The organism is Bartonella sp. B30(2025) (assembly GCF_053793825.1).
In genome coordinates this window covers 1406267-1421255 of sequence record NZ_CP200034.1, presented here as the reverse complement: position 1 = coordinate 1421255, position 14989 = coordinate 1406267, and the positions used below count along the sequence as shown (strand labels likewise).

Here is a 14989-nt window from a genome sequence, read left to right as displayed (position 1 = left end):
TTTTGTCGCAAAAATTTGAATGGCGATCAAATCGATGACAAAAAACAAACAACAGGAAACCCTGTCTCTTCAAGCGCAAAGTACTCATACATCAACAAAATTTCCTACGCTCATTCATTTATATTCTAGGGCACAACGTCTAGTCAGGCAATTATTTTTTTCTAGTTTGACACGTCGCATTGTCATTCTAAATCTTGCTACTCTTGGTATTTTGGTTACAAGCATTTTATATCTTAATCAATTTCGTAATGGATTGATTGAAGCAAAAATTGAAAGTCTATGTATTCAAGGGAAAATTATCGCTGGAGCCATTGCAGCTTCTGCAACAATAGATACGGATTCTATCCTTGTTGACCCTCAAAAACTTTTGGAGTTACAAGTTGGAGAAAGCATTACACCAACACCTCAATCAACAGATTCTTGGGATTTTCCTATTAACCCTGAACAAGTTGCCCCACTTCTACGACGCCTCATTACACCTCAAACGACCAGAGCACGTATTTATGATCGTGATGCGACTTTGCTTCTCGATTCGCGCGTTCTTTACTCCAGCGGAGAGGTTTTTAGCTATGATTTGCCTCCTATCAAAACTGAACAAAACCTTTGGAAACGCTTTTATTCATGGTTTTCAAAATTACTTTATGGCAATGACATCATCCTTGATAAAACACAAGCAAAAAACAATAGTATTGCTTATCCGGAGGTTTACCAAGCATTAAATGGATCTGTTTCTACTTCTAAACGACGAAATAGACGGGGGCAATTAATCGTTTCTGTTGCCGTACCTGTCCAGCGCTATCGTGTTGTAGTCGGCGCGCTTCTTCTTTCGACCACAGGTTCAGATATTGATAACATCGTAAAAGGCGAAAAATTAGTCATCTTTAAAATCTTTGTGGTTGTTGGTAGCGTGCTTTTGGTACTGTCCTTGTTTTTAGCTCACACGATTGCTCATCCATTAAGTAAATTGTCTGCTTCTGCTAACCGTGTACGCCATGGAAACAATAAACGCGTAGAAATTCCCGATTTTTCTACACGAGAAGATGAAGTTGGTCATCTGTCAGCTTCTATTCGTGATATGACAAACGCTCTTTATACACGCATCGAGGCCATTGAGCGCTTCGCTGCTGATGTAAGCCATGAGTTAAAGAATCCGCTCACCTCACTGCGTAGTGCTGTTGAAACGCTTCCATTAACTAAAAATGAAAAAGCTCAAACAAAATTGTTTGAAATTATTCAACATGACATACGTCGCCTTGACCGTTTAATTACTGATATTTCTGATGCATCGCGGTTAGATGCAGAGTTCGCTCGCGAAACTGCTGAGATCATTGATATAAAAAAACTTTTAGAAAATTTTATTCCTACTGTTAATGAAATATACCGTAAGAATCAAACCATTGATATCAGTCTTAATATCATCCCACGCCCCCATGGAAAAGCTTATCTTGTGTTGGGATATGAATTACGTTTAAGTCAAGTTATTTCCAACCTTATTGAAAATGCACGTTCCTTTGTTCCTCATGATAATGGTAAAATTTTTATAACGATGAAAACAAGCTCTTCAAATCTCATCTTAACTATTGAAGATAATGGTCCTGGCATTCGTGCGGAAAATGTTGAGCGTATTTTTGAACGATTCTACACAGACCGTCCAAGTGAAGATTCATTTGGACAAAACTCAGGATTAGGTCTTTCTATTAGTCGACAAATCATCGAAGCCCATAATGGAACATTGACTGCTGAAAACATTATTGACCCCGCAAATGCAAATAAGAAAATCGGTGCACGATTTATTGTTGTACTTCCTCTTGCTAAATGAACTTTTTATTAAACACATAAAGTATAACAACAAAAACTGAAATATTACATGCAAACTGCCTACAGCTTGAAGGCAAGGGGTTACTTAATTATAGGTCCATTAGGATCAGGAAAATCAACGATTACTCTTTCTTTACTTGACCGTGCTAATGGTCAAAACGTAAAGCAAAACTGATAAGTGATAATTATACAATGCTTCGTATAAAAAATCAGAAACTTTACGGATACACCCCGGATAATTTACAAGGCGGCATAGAAGTTCGCGGTACTGGACTTTGTATCATAGAGTTTGAAAAACAAACAGTTATTGACTGCGTTATTCTTCTTGGTCCTGAATATGAGCGATTCTCAACAAATCAGACTTTTAAATTTGGCAATTTACACATTCTCCTTTTAAAACTCTCTAGTTTGCATGAAGCAGATTGTATAATCATTTGTCAGTCCATTAAAGAGCATTTCTTTTTAGAAAAAGAGGCATAAATCTGTCTAATTCTTTTCAAAAAATACAAAATTATTATTTTTACTTTTTTTGAAAATTTCCCTTAGCTTTGTAAAATGATTGGACTCGTGCTTGTAACGCACGGTAGATTAGCTGTTTAGTTTCTACATGCTGTAGAACATGTTGTTAGAACACAAGAAAAATTCACAACAATATGCAATATGCATCTATCCCGATGATGATTTAGACCAGCGCCGGAAAGATATCATAGCTACAGTTTTTTCCACAAATACGAATCAAGGTGTAATAATATTAACAGATGCATTTGGTGGAACATCATCAAATATAGCTATTTCTGTGATTAAAAAAGGACATATTGAAAGGATATCAGATGTAAATCTATCTATGCTCATTAAATTGATTTCTATTCGTCAACGCCCTAATATTTCACTATCAGAAGCTTTAAAAGCCACGCAAGAAGCAGGACGCAAATATATCAGTACACCAACGTAATTTTAACGGATAATTAAATACAAATGTTTCCTAAAAACACTCTTCACATATATTACGCTGCCACCTCAATATCTGTAATGAACTTGGGTTGCATGCAAGAGCTTCTGCAAAATTCGCACAAATAGTTGATAAGTTTAATGCTATTGTTGAAGTTGAAAAAGACGAAAAAATCATTGTCGGCTTATCAATTATGGAACTTATGATGTTAGAAGCCCTTAGCTGGTTGTAACGTCACTATTCACGTTTCAGGACCAGAAGCAACAGACGCTCTTGAAAAACTCATTAAAGATAAATTTGGGGAAGAAAGTTAAAAATTTCTATAAAAAATACCTTTATCAAATATATGATATAAAAGAGTTTTTAATGGTAATTTTGATTATGGCATCCATTTTTTAGCCATTATTTATTTGCAACATCATTTTTTTAGTAGAACAATTTACTACTCTCTGTCCTTGCTGTTTCATTTGCAGTAACGTCTTTTAATTGATAAGGAAGTCTTATGATGTTACGTCTGTTTAGTGCACTTCAAATTCCTCAACAAACAACGCAGTCTCTTATATCATTGCAAAATGGCTTGCCTCAAGTGCGGTGGATGAACCCGCAAAATTTTCATATCACTTTGTATTTTTTTGGTGAAGTTGAATGCGCTGTAGCAGATGAGCTCATTTGTGCCTTTAGTACAATAAAACTTCCTCCTTTTCAGTTACGCACTCTTAATTCCAAAGTTTTTGATGCAGAAACCATTCCCGGTTCTCTTATTGTTCGTATTGAACCTTGTGAAGCTCTTAACTCTTTACACGAGCAAATACAATCTATTAGAGAACGCTTAAAATTGCCTCCTGATACAAGAAAATTCACTCCACACATCACTATTGCAGCTTTGTGCGACGCCAATCCTGAAGATATCGCTTCATATATGTCTTTGCGGAGTGACTTTGCACTTTCTTCTTTTAATATTGATCATTTTGTTTTATTTTCATCTCCTTCCCCCGACGATAATGTTCCTTATATTGTGAGGGGAAGCTGGGCACTTCAAGCATGAAAGGGTGTTTAAAACGACCTTAAAAATTTACTCTGATGAACTGTTTTGAAAATGCAGAGCTGCGTGCTATGCTATAATCTGACATCCAGGTTGTATTGATGTTACATTTATGTCGGATTAGACTCAGTAGAAGTTTCTTTTGCTCCCCCTTTCGCTACTCCAACGATAGCGGGACGTAAAACGCGCTCACCAATAATATAACCTGCCTGAACAACTTGTTGAACGGTATTATCTGGCACATTGGTGTTGGGAATTTCAAACATAGCTTGATGAAAGTGAGGATCAAACTTTTGTCCCTCTGGATGGATTTTTTTTACCCCATGACGCTCTAATGCAGCCATCATTGCACGCTCGGTCATTTCAACCCCTTCAGCTAAGGTTTTTAAACCAGCATCATTTTCCCTCGCACCTTCTGGAATTGCCTCTAAAGCACGATTAAGATTATCAGAAACCGATAACATATCTCGTGCAAAACTAGCAATTGAATAAGCTTTTGCATCAGCTACATCTCGCACAGTACGGCGTCGCAGATTTTCCATCTCTGCAGCAAGACGTAAAAGCTGATCTTTCAATTCTTTATTTTCGTCTTGTAAAGCAGTTAGAGGATCAGTAACCTCATTTTCTTTTTCTGTATCGTTACGTACTTCTTCTTTATGCATTTTCAAAAATTCATCTGCAGATTGTTTCAGTTTATTGCGATCAGCTGAATTTTTTAAATCGTGATTTTCAAACGAAGTATCAGTAAATTTATTTTTTTCATCAGACATAAAAATTCTCTTCCTTCATAAGATTTGTTACCCTCGATATTGAAATTTTAGAGAAAAAAATCAAGGGATATTTACAAATCTTAACACAATGAGCATTTATAATAAAAATATCCTTCTGACGTTTTAACGCAACAACTGCGATACAAGCTGAGCGGTATAATCGACCAGAGGAACAATTCTTGCATAATTAAGCCGCGTTGGTCCAATAACCCCTAAAGCACCAATAATTCTTTGTTGTGCATCACAGTAAGGTGCCACAACCAGCGAAGAACCAGAAAGCGAAAACAATTTATTCTCTGAACCAATAAAGATACGAACTCCTGAACCTTCATCCGTCAAATCGAGCAATTGCGCCATGCTTTCCCGCGTTTCAAGATCATCAAACAGATGCCGCAACCGCTCTAAATCTTCTTTTGCCTTTATATCTTCAAGCAAATTACTCCGTCCACGAACAATAAGATGTATTTTATGATCAGAATCTTCTCCTCCCCAAAGAGCTAACCCAGTTTCAACAAGATAATGAGATAAATCATCGAGGGCAGCTCGTGTTTCTGAACATAAACGAGCAATTTCTTCTTTAGCTTCACGCAATGTGCGTCCTTGAATGTGCGCATTAAGAAAGTTGGTTGCTTCTGTTAATTGTGCATGGGTAACACCTTCTGGCAATTGAACAATGCGATTTTCAACTTGACCTCGTTGCATTACTAAAACTGCAAGGGCGTGCTCTCCATCAAGACGCACAAACTCAATATGCTTTAATATTCCTTCATGTTTTGTCGATAAAACCAGTCCTGCCCCACGTGAAAGATCTGAAAGAACTTGGCTGGCTTGGATAAGAAAATGTTCGACAGATTTTGTATGATCAGCCTCCTTGACTTGATTTTCAATACTTTCGCGCTCTTCGGTTGGCAAATCACCTGCTTCCATAAATGTATCAACAAAAAACCTTAAACCCGATTGTGTCGGCATTCGTCCTGCAGATACATGAGGTGCATAAATCAATCCAAGATGCTCAAGATCACTCATCACATTACGAATTGTTGCTGGCGATAGTGTTTGTTGCAAAAGCCGAGAAAGATTTCGTGACCCTACAGGCTCACCATCATTGAGATAAGCTTCAACGATATGACGAAAAATATCACGCGAACGCTGATCAAGGTATTTTAATTCATCATCAATAGGTTTACGCTTCATGATAATTGTTTCACTGCTTTTAAAATACTTTCTTCTTATATAATTTTTGCTAAAATCTGTTCAAATAGTCTAAAATGGTGCAAAAGCATATAGCATATTTATAACAAAAAATGCCACCATTAGAAAGAAAAGTGCTTCTATGTATCTTTCCAATTATGATTTTTATCAAATTACAAAGATCTTATTTTGGCTCAATATCAGACAATATGTAAAAAAAATCATGTCTCATAAAATCTGTTAAGATCCGTATCATATATTTATTTCAGTTTTAAGCGCAACAAAAGCGACCTTCCTTTTCATTTTCGGAGAAATTTATATGAGAAATATAACAACAAAAAAACTCGTTATTGCCACACATAACGATGACAAATTGCGTGAAATTACCACACTGATCGCTCCTTTTGGTATAACAACACAATCAGCAAAACAACTTGGTTTACCTGAACCAGAAGAAACAGGAACAACATTTGAAGAAAATGCCTATATCAAAGCTTTTGCAGCTGCAAAAAGTACAGGACTTCCCACCTTATCTGATGATTCTGGCATGGAAGTAGATGCATTAGGCGGTGCACCTGGTGTGTATACAGCTAATTGGGCACTTCAACCAGACGGGACACGTGATTTTTTAAAAGCTATGCAAACAATAGAAGATAAGCTTCAAGAAGCCAAAGCACATGAAAAAAGCCAGCGAACATGCCGATTTATATCTGTCATCTGTATTGCATGGCCTGATGGTTATGCAGATTATTTCCGTGGCAACGTTGAGGGCACATTAATCTGGCCTCCACGCGGAAATAAAGGATTTGGTTTTGATCCGGTTTTTGTACCTGATGGATATGAAAATACTTTTGGTGAAATGTCAACGAAACAAAAGCACGGATGGAAACTCAATGATAAAACCCTACCCCTCTCGCATCGCGCGCGTGCTTTTAAGCTTTTTGCAGAAAATCTTTTAGCACTATGATAAATAAATCTTTCGGAATTTACATTCATTGGCCGTTTTGTGCAGCCAAATGCCCTTATTGTGACTTTAATTCACATGTTCGTGTAAATGGGGTTGACCAACCTCGTTTTGTAACGGCCTTTGAACGCGAAATGGAAACACAATATCATAAAATAGGACCACGCCATATTACGAGCATTTTTATCGGTGGAGGAACACCCTCCCTTATGACGCCTCAGACGGTTTATGCCTTGCTGCAAGCTATTGCAAAAAAATGGACAATCGATGATAAAGTTGAAATCACACTAGAAGCCAACCCATCAAGTGTAGAAGCAGAACGCTTTCGCGGATACCGCGCAGCAGGTGTTAATCGCTTATCCTTAGGCATACAAGCACTCAATGACAAAGCACTGCGAAAGCTTGGTCGCCTCCATGATGTAAAGCAAGCTCTTTCCGCTATTTCTTTAGCACGAAAAATTTTTCCACGCCTATCTTTTGATTTAATTTATGCTCGCCCTGAGCAAACACTGGAACAATGGAAATGCGAACTTTTTCAAGCTATTGATTTAGCCGCAGACCATCTTTCTCTTTATCAATTAACTATAGAAGAAGGAACTGCCTTTAAACGACTTCATGCCGCAGGAAAGCTTATCCTTCCTGCATCAGAGCTTGCAGCAGATTTGTATCATCTCACCCAAGAAATAACCACTATGCATGGGCTTCCAGCTTATGAAATTTCAAATCATGCAATTCCTGGAGCTGAATCAGCTCATAATCTTCTTTATTGGCGCTATCATGAATATGCAGGTTTTGGTCCAGGGGCACATGGACGCTTTATTAAGTGTCAAACGAATCATTCCCCTATCTCTTCAAAAACATCTTCATCTCAAACCTATGAGCGTTGTGTCACAATCAATGAAAAACATCCTGAAAATTGGCTTGAATTGGTAGAAACAATAGGGCACGGCTGTATTGAAACAGAACATTTAACAAAAGAGCAACAAGCAAATGAAATGCTTATTATGGGTTTGCGTCTTTCAGAAGGTTTAGATCTGACGCGTTATGAAAACTTAAGTTCTAATGGTTTACCAATAAAAAAACTTATCGATTTACAACAACAAGGTCTGGTAGAAATGATAGGAAATCAACGCTTAAAAGCCACAACCACAGGACGCGTTGTTCTTGACCATATTATTAGCCAATTGGCAAACTGAAGTCCCTATGAATCCAACCTTCCACCACAAAAGAGTCATTTGCTTGTTCATTTATGCAAAAAAATCAATAATGAAGCGCTCATAAACAGAAGTAAGACTCTCCATTGCGTCAAGTGTCACATACTCATCCACCATGTGCATAGTCTGCCCTGGTAAACCAAATTCAACAACTGGACAATAATCTTTAATAAACCGCGCATCTGAAGTCCCCCCCGAAGTTGAGCATTCTGGTCTATTTCCTGTCACGCTTTCAATCGCATTTGACAAAGTTTTAATGAGTTTTTCACTTTTAGTCAGAAAAACACCGCCTAAACCTTGGACCCATTCAAGCTGATAACAAGGCAATTGATCGCTATTATTTTTAGGTTGTACAAAAGCGAGACGCTTTTCGATTTCCGCAATAAGCGTTTCTTTTGTCCACAGATCATTGTAGCGTATGTTAAAACGAATTACTGTCTGCTCTGGAATAATATTCACTGCGGGATTGTCTGTATCAATAGTTGTTAATTCCAAATTGCTGGGTTGAAAATTCTTTGTTCCTTGATCCAAGGGATTTTGTATCAATGCTTGGATAAGCTTACCTGCCAAAGGTAATGGATTGGCTGCGCGCTCGGGAAAAGCAACATGTCCTTGAATCCCTTTAACCGTAATAATACCGGATATTGAACCACGACGTCCAATTTTGATAACATCACCAACAGTTTTTACGCTTGTTGGCTCTCCGACAAGAGCTGCAGTCCATTTTTCACCTTTTTGCTCTGCCCATTTTAAAAGTTTTACTGTACCGTTAATTGCAGGGCCTTCCTCATCACCCGTGATCAAAAAGCTTACCATTCCTTTAATGGACTGTTTTTCAAGAACACGAACCAGTGCCGCAACAAAACATGCGATCGCACCTTTCATATCAACAGCACCTCGCCCGTATAGTTTTCCCTGATTGATTACACCTTCAAAAGGAGGATATGTCCAATTTTCCAATCGACCTGGTGGTACAACATCCGTATGCCCAGCAAACATAAGATGGGGACCATCTTTCCCCATTTTTGCATAAAGATTTTCAACAGCTTCCGTATTGTTATCCGTAAAAATAGGGCGCTCAACACTAAACCCTATTTTTTTTAAAAACTGTTCCAAAGTTGATAAAGCACCCGCTTCATGAGGTGTAACAGAAGGACAACGAATAAGCTCCTGTAATAGCTGAACAGGATCTGTAAGGGTAGACATGAGCATTCTTTCAATTGAAACTTAAAAATTATAAAAAATTATTAAGCTGAATTACAAAGAAGATAAAGCAAAAACATTTAAGATACCCGATAATCTCAAAAAAAAAGACCACCCATTTTGAAATTTTAATAGGTTTTTTATTATAAAGTGAAGCACTCAAATTGTAAAATAAATAATTTTATAAGATATTGCTTTTATTCAAAATTTTTTTACATTTTTAAGGATGTGAACGAAAATGAATTGCGTGCAGCATATGACCATTTCTCTTTAACCAAATACGACTCGTTTTACTTTTAGGATAAAGCTTTTCACAAAGAGTCCAAAATTTTGGTCCATGATTCATTTCAATAAGATGGGCAACCTCATGCGCAACAACATATTCCACAATATCCTTTGGGGCCATAACAAGACGCCAAGAAAAAGAAAGACATCCATCTGTTGAACAAGATCCCCAACGACTCTTCATATCTTTATAAGAAATTGATTTAATTTTACGCTCTACTTTACGCGCGTAATTTATCACCATCGGTGTTATAATACATGCAGCCTGTTTTTTTAAAACATCAGCAATACGTCTTGGTAAGTGTTCTGATTGCCCATAAACAATAATTTTTGGCTCTTCTCCCATATCATCTGCAATAATTTCTGTCACTCCGCGTCCTGCTTTGTGTTTTATGATATGCGCAACACCTAAGAAAGGAATCATCGTACCATCTTTAAGATACGGACTTTCACAAGAGGCTTGTATAGAGGTAAGGCGCGTCTCAATCCAAGACCGGTGTTTTTCAATAAACCTCTGAACGGAACAGGAGCTCATCAACGGGGGTATTGTTACACAAATTCCTCTACCACCAGCCTCAATGCGCAATATAAAACGGCGCGCACGCTTGTCTTCACGCACTAGTAAAGGCACAACACGATCAGAAAGAATAAAGCGTTGTTTATGAATCATCATATAATTATTATGTTTTTATCATTAATGAAAATTTCACTCTTTTCATCCTGCATTTATTCGGTCAATTAATGACCGCAAAACCGTTTCAAGACAATCTAAATCTTGCGGACGTGAAAATCTATGATCAGCATCACGCACAAGTGTCAATGCTACATCATTCAAGGGCAAATGATTAAGCAAAGTTAATGTATGTTGATAAGGGATAACTTCATCTTGCATTCCTTGCAAAATATGAATTGGACATCCAACATCAATACATCCTTCCATAATACAATTGTCCCGGCCATCTTCAATAAGCATCTTTGTAAAGGGCATAGGCTCTTCATCATCCACAGCAGGCCGTTCAATATATCCTTTTTCTTCCAAAATTTTCCATTCTGCTGGCCCCAGTACTGGCTCTATCAATGTTTGCGTAAAATCAGGAGCTGGTGCAATCAATACCATACCAGCAAGCATCTTATTTTTTTGCGCTAGCATTATAGCTAGCCTCAAAGCAATCCATCCTCCCATGGAAGAGCCAATTAAAATTTGTGGTCCTTCACAATAGGTTTCAAAAACCGCTAAACTTTCTTTAACCCAACGAGAAATCGTTCCCTGAAAAAAATTACCTCCAGATTCCCCATGACCAGAATAATCAAAACGCAAACAAGATAAATCATTCTTTTGAGCAAAACGATCAATCATTGTTGCCTTGCTGCCCAGCATATCTGATTGATAACCAGAAAGCCAAACCAAGCTAGGAGAACTATTACCTTTGCGATGACGTACTGCAAGAGCTGTATCCTCAAATGAAAAAAATTGACAAGGAATCTCTTGGCTCATTCTTGTTTCTCCATTCAATCAAGTAACCTACCTCATGTGCAGCAGTATATTTTACAATTTCTTCTGCATCATGACAAAATAATCAAAGAAAAGAAAGATACTTATCCATTAAGCAAAATCTTCAACAATTTTAATTCTTTGTAGCAAATTAATCGAACTTTATGCTTGCATTTTATATGCTCAATATACCACTCTCGATGTTATAATAAACATGATCTGCTTTTTCAAAACATCAAATAAATTTTATTAAACATTTCAGTTAGCAAGTAACAATAACTTCGGGCGTTTACCCCAAATCAGCTAAAACGCTTTCAGTCACTTTATGCGCTTCTTTAATAACTTATAGTATGTTCATTCATAAAGAATCGTTGCAATTTCTTGAAAAAACTTAGTGAAAAATTTGCACGCAAGTAAAAAGCACCTCAATTCAAGGTAGATGTATGTTGTTCAATAATTCTTGAAAAAAATAATTGCAAACAATAGCATAAACTTCTTAAATTGCCTGCATAGATACATAACATTAACGATGTTTGCGCTTATGATCTACACACAGAATAATAATATTATTAATGATTTTCTCTTCTTATTCTGCGGTTTACCTTACGTTAATATGGTCAATTAACGACTTTAACGCTGTTTCAATACAAGCCAAATCCTGTGGACGCGACAAAGAATGATCTGCATCACGAATAAGTGTCAGTGTTACGTCATGCGAAGGCAAATGATCAAGCAAAGCTAATGTATGTTTATAAGGAATCTGTTCATCTTCCATTCCATGTAAAATATGGACTGGACACCCAACATCAATGCATCCTTTCATAACATAATTCTTTCGTCCATCTTGAATAAAAACTTTTGAAACAGGCTTCGGCTCTACAGAACCAATTGCACCAATTGCAGGCACTCCGATATATCCTTTTTCTTCTAAAACTTCCCATTCTAATGGACCCAACAATGGATCCACAACAGTTCGCGTAAAATCAGGAGCTGGAGCCACCAATATCATGCCAGCAAGCATATTCTTTTTCTGCGCTAACATAGTAACAAGCTTTAGAGCAATCCACCCTCCCATAGAATTTCCAATTAGAATTTGTGGACCTTCACAATAGGTTTCAATAATCGCTAAACTTTCTTCAATCCAACGTGAAATTGTTCCTTGAAGAAAATCCCCTTCAGACTCTCCGTGACCAGAATGATCAAAACGTAAACAAGATAAATTATTTTTTTGAGCAAAAGCGTCAATCATAACCGCTTTGCTACTCAACATATTAGCGCCATAACCAGTAATCCAAATCAAACCAGGTGAAGAACGACCTTTACGATAACGCACTGCAAGATTAGTGTCCTTAAACGAAAAAAATTGACAAGGAATCTCTTGATACATTATTTCCCTCCCTAAAGATTTTACTCTATTACTGAAACCAATCTAAAAAGTAATCAAATAAATCGAAAAAGTACAAACTTTAGTTGTTTTTCTATGTATAATTATATATTAAGTTCATTATAGATGAATCGAAATTAGGGAGCACAAACCATTCGCAGACCGTTTAAAATGACACCTACCCAAAAAGATGGGCCACGTTCAAATCAGGATATTCGAGTTCCTCGTGTACAGCTTATTAATGATGAGGGACAGAATCAAGGTATTGTTACAACGCAAGAAGCGCTTGCTATGGCTGCAGAACTAGGACTCGATTTGGTTGAAATTGTACCAAATGCAGAACCACCCGTATGTAAAATTATCGATTTGGGTAAACTGAAATACCAAACCCAAAAGAAAGCTGCTGAAGCACGGAGAAAACAAAAAGTCATCGAAGTTAAAGAAATTAAGATGCGCCCAAATGTTGATGTTCATGATTATGAAGTTAAGCTTAGAGCTATGCATCGTTTTATTGAGAACGGTGATAAAGTAAGAATTACTTTACGTTTTCGTGGTCGCGAAATGGCTCACCAAGATCTTGGGTTAAAGCTTCTTCAAAGAGTTAAAGAAGATACAAGTAGCATTGCTAAAATCGAATCCGAGCCCAAGTTAGAAGGTCGTCAAATGATGATGATAATAACACCTAAGTGATTTTTTTATCTAAAACCATCACAATATATAAAAAATAAAAAGCTTAATCTGTGGTATATGACCTATTTAAAGTGCCCATATGGGTGTGGTTTTAAGAGCACTACATAGAAATAATGTAGTGCTTTTTGGGTAAACAGTTACATGTTTTTAAAATGAAAAGTGCTTCAATCTTGCATAAAATGATGATAAAATATAGAAGCATTTTATGAATCAAAAACAAATTTTCTCTTTTGATAAGCATCTTATTTTTCGTCTTTTACGAGAAAATTTTCATAAACATGCGCTTTGGTACAGCGCAGCTATTTTTTCAATGATCATTATTTCTTGCACAACTGCCGCTAGCGCATGGATTATGCGTGATGTCGTCAATTATATTATTGATGCGCAAGATTTTAATATGATTGTTTTTATTTCTAGTGTTATCGCTTTCATTTTTATTCTTAAAGGCATTGCAACTTTTGCCCAAACTTATTTTCTAAGCAAAGCGGGTAATAGTATTGTTGCTGAACAACAACGCAAAATTTATGAGCGTCTTATGCAACAAGGAGTCTCTTTTTTCCAAAATAATACATCATCCGATCTTCTGGTCCGTGTGACTCATAATGCAGCAGCAGTCCGTAATATCATTGATACCATTGTTACTACTTTTGTACGTGATCTGCTTTCTCTTAGCGGTTTGTTGCTTGTCATGTTTATTCAAAATTTTATGTTAATTACTATTACCTTAACAGTAGGGCCACTGGCTTTTTTAGGAATTCGAATGGCTTTAAAACGCATTCGTGGACTTGTTGAAAAAGAACTTCTTTCACTTGGTGAAATTATCAAAATCGTGCAAGAAAGTAGCATTGGTATCCAGGTTATCAAAGCTTTTTCACTAGAAAAATTAATGCAAATACGTATGGACAAAGCCATTCGTGATGTTGAGAAACAAGCAAACAGTATTGCAAAGCTTGAAGCTATGACAAATCCCATCATGGAAACACTTACTGGTATTGCCATTGCTGGTATTATCTGCTTTTCCGGCTACCTTGCAACCAAACGCGCAGGTGTACAAGGAGAATTAATGTCTTTTATTGTAGCTTTACTTCTCGCTTATGAACCCGCAAAAAGATTAGCAAATGTACGTGTCAAAATTGAATCTGGATTAGTTAATATTCGTACGATGTATGAAATACTTGACCATCCCCTTACAGTAACAGAACATGAAAAAGCTAAAGATCTGAATAAAACGCTAGGACCTATTCGTTTCGAAAATGTTTCTTTCGCATATACGGATAACCAAATGGTATTGAAAGATATTAATCTAGAAATAAAACCTGGAACAATGATAGCATTAGTCGGTCCATCAGGTTCTGGAAAGTCAACTTTTATCAATCTTATTATGCGTCTTTATGACCCCACACAAGGACGCATCTTGATTAATGGTCAAGACATTCGTTACAGTACATTTCGCTCCCTTCGCAATCTTATAGCTTATGTAGGACAAGATACTTTTCTCTTCCAAGGAACTGTTAAATATAATATCGGACTTGGAAAAGAAGGAGCAAGTGACGAAGATATTATAAAAGCAGCCCAAATAGCCAACGCTCATAATTTTATTATGAACTTACCAAATGGATATGATACACAAATAGGCGATAATGGTAATAATCTTTCAGGAGGACAAAAACAACGATTAGCCATCGCCAGAGCGATGCTTCATGATAGTAAAATTTTGATCCTTGATGAAGCAACAAGCGCATTAGACTCACACACCGAAGCACAAATTAATGAAGCTTTTCACCGCATCACCAAAGAGCGCACAACTATTGTAATTGCCCATCGTCTTACAACAATTGCTCATGCTCACAAAATTATTGTGATGAAAAATGGGCAATTAATTGAACAAGGCACCCAAAAAGAATTACTGAAAAAAGAAAATGGCTTTTATAAAAAGCTTTATAAGCTACAGTTTGAAAAGCAGAAATCTAAGCAGTAGAATTTTAAA

At 36.8% G+C, this 14989-nt stretch carries 12 protein-coding genes and 3 pseudogenes; 9 read left to right on the top strand and 6 right to left on the bottom strand.

The window, feature by feature from the left end:
* Positions 1–34: 34 nt before the first annotated feature.
* The 5 genes and pseudogenes from V4P55_RS06050 (at position 35) to thpR (ending at position 3812) form a co-directional block, all read left to right on the top strand.
* Positions 35–1819, top strand: coding sequence for a stimulus-sensing domain-containing protein (locus V4P55_RS06050; protein WP_455474190.1), 1785 nt, complete (start codon positions 35–37; stop codon positions 1817–1819).
* Positions 1820–1842: 23 nt separating this feature from the next.
* Positions 1843–2298: pseudogene (locus V4P55_RS06045) on the top strand (HPr kinase/phosphatase C-terminal domain-containing protein).
* Positions 2299–2373: 75 nt separating this feature from the next.
* Positions 2374–2770 (top strand): annotated as a pseudogene (locus V4P55_RS06040) (PTS sugar transporter subunit IIA).
* A gap of 49 nt (positions 2771–2819) precedes the next feature.
* A pseudogene (locus V4P55_RS06035) lies at positions 2820–3081 on the top strand (HPr family phosphocarrier protein).
* 191 nt (positions 3082–3272) lie between these two features.
* On the top strand, positions 3273–3812 hold the full coding sequence (gene thpR, locus V4P55_RS06030) for an RNA 2',3'-cyclic phosphodiesterase (protein ID WP_455475062.1): 540 nt from the start codon (positions 3273–3275) through the stop codon (positions 3810–3812).
* A gap of 107 nt (positions 3813–3919) precedes the next feature.
* Here the strand turns inward: thpR and grpE are convergent, their stop codons facing one another.
* Together grpE and hrcA are read right to left on the bottom strand one after the other, a co-directional pair.
* Complete coding sequence (gene grpE / locus V4P55_RS06025; RefSeq protein WP_455474189.1) at positions 3920–4579, bottom strand: nucleotide exchange factor GrpE; 660 nt, start codon at positions 4577–4579, stop codon at positions 3920–3922.
* A 123-nt stretch (positions 4580–4702) separates the two neighbouring features.
* Positions 4703–5773 carry a heat-inducible transcriptional repressor HrcA gene (hrcA, locus tag V4P55_RS06020; RefSeq protein ID WP_455474188.1) on the bottom strand — a complete coding sequence of 357 codons (1071 nt, stop codon included), beginning with the start codon at positions 5771–5773 and terminating at the stop codon, positions 4703–4705.
* A 316-nt stretch (positions 5774–6089) separates the two neighbouring features.
* Between hrcA and V4P55_RS06015 the strand changes: the two genes are divergently transcribed.
* The gene (locus V4P55_RS06015; protein WP_455474187.1) at positions 6090–6737 is read left to right on the top strand and encodes a non-canonical purine NTP pyrophosphatase; all 648 of its coding nucleotides are present in this window, start codon (positions 6090–6092) and stop codon (positions 6735–6737) included.
* A complete protein-coding gene (gene hemW, locus V4P55_RS06010) occupies positions 6737–7930 on the top strand; it encodes a radical SAM family heme chaperone HemW (protein ID WP_455475061.1) in 1194 nt (397 codons plus the stop codon). The genes V4P55_RS06015 and hemW overlap by 1 nt, the downstream gene beginning before the upstream one ends.
* A gap of 51 nt (positions 7931–7981) precedes the next feature.
* Here hemW and dapE read toward each other — a convergent pair whose 3' ends face one another.
* The 4 genes from dapE to V4P55_RS05990 all read right to left on the bottom strand — a co-directional run bounded on the left by dapE (position 7982) and on the right by V4P55_RS05990 (position 12315).
* Positions 7982–9154 carry a succinyl-diaminopimelate desuccinylase gene (gene dapE / locus V4P55_RS06005; RefSeq protein ID WP_455474186.1) on the bottom strand — a complete coding sequence of 391 codons (1173 nt, stop codon included), beginning with the start codon at positions 9152–9154 and terminating at the stop codon, positions 7982–7984.
* A gap of 217 nt (positions 9155–9371) precedes the next feature.
* Entirely contained in the window at positions 9372–10109 is a 738-nt protein-coding gene (locus tag V4P55_RS06000; RefSeq protein WP_455474185.1) for a M48 family metallopeptidase, read from the bottom strand.
* A 42-nt stretch (positions 10110–10151) separates the two neighbouring features.
* On the bottom strand, positions 10152–10931 hold the full coding sequence (locus V4P55_RS05995) for an alpha/beta hydrolase (protein ID WP_455474184.1): 780 nt from the start codon (positions 10929–10931) through the stop codon (positions 10152–10154).
* Between the two features lie 595 nt (positions 10932–11526).
* On the bottom strand, positions 11527–12315 hold the full coding sequence (locus V4P55_RS05990) for an alpha/beta hydrolase (RefSeq protein WP_455474183.1): 789 nt from the start codon (positions 12313–12315) through the stop codon (positions 11527–11529).
* A 168-nt stretch (positions 12316–12483) separates the two neighbouring features.
* Between V4P55_RS05990 and infC the strand changes: the two genes are divergently transcribed.
* Together infC and V4P55_RS05980 are read left to right on the top strand one after the other, a co-directional pair.
* Complete coding sequence (gene infC, locus V4P55_RS05985) at positions 12484–13002, top strand: translation initiation factor IF-3 (protein WP_455474182.1); 519 nt, start codon at positions 12484–12486, stop codon at positions 13000–13002.
* A 205-nt stretch (positions 13003–13207) separates the two neighbouring features.
* Positions 13208–14980 (top strand): ABC transporter ATP-binding protein, encoded by a 1773-nt coding sequence (locus V4P55_RS05980; protein ID WP_455474181.1) that lies wholly within the window; start codon positions 13208–13210, stop codon positions 14978–14980.
* Positions 14981–14989 lie beyond the last annotated feature (9 nt).